We start from the raw sequence: 568 nt of genomic DNA on the forward strand, positions 1-568 counted from the left end.
GATAGGGGGTCCTTTTTGGACGCCGATTGACACGTAACACGCGACTATTGGAAAGCGGTCGGCGTCTATCATAGTCCAACGGCTTGGCGACAGCGAAGGTATGCCGCCGCCGTATCGCGCCATCTGGCGAATCGCTTCGGTAGCCGCGTCTTTGGCTCTGATCGCTCGTCGGTGAAGCAATGAGGCGGACCAGGCTCGATTCCACCACCTATGGAGAGGCGAAACCTGTCTCCGATGAGGTAGACGAGACGGCGCGCGTGCCTTTCGTGGATGAACCGTCCGGCAGAGAGGACCGTTGGACGGTCAGGAGAGGCGCGCTGTCGCGGCAGTTAGTTCTCGATGCTCAGGCGCTCTTCGAGCAGAGAATGCAACGGCAAGTCTCCGAAAACGGGGCCAGAAACATGCTAGGCAATCTCGCCGATTATGTCTGGATGCTCGTCGAGTGGGAGGTGTCCGCCGTTGATCCGACCGCAGCGATCCGGGAAAAGAACCCGCGGGGCAAACCCCGTGGACGGTCTCGGAAATCCGATTATGAAAAGCGAAGACAGTCACGTCGATCGCCACCCAC

At 59.5% G+C, this 568-nt stretch carries 1 protein-coding gene; it reads left to right on the plus strand.

Features of this window, described 5'->3' with window-relative positions:
• Positions 1–257: 257 nt before the first annotated feature.
• A partial coding sequence (locus tag QHC67_RS19065; RefSeq protein WP_319296739.1) for a hypothetical protein occupies positions 258–568 on the plus strand: 311 nt, incomplete at its 3' end.

The organism is Sphingobium sp., from assembly GCF_033795625.1.
Classification (GTDB): domain Bacteria; phylum Pseudomonadota; class Alphaproteobacteria; order Sphingomonadales; family Sphingomonadaceae; genus Sphingobium.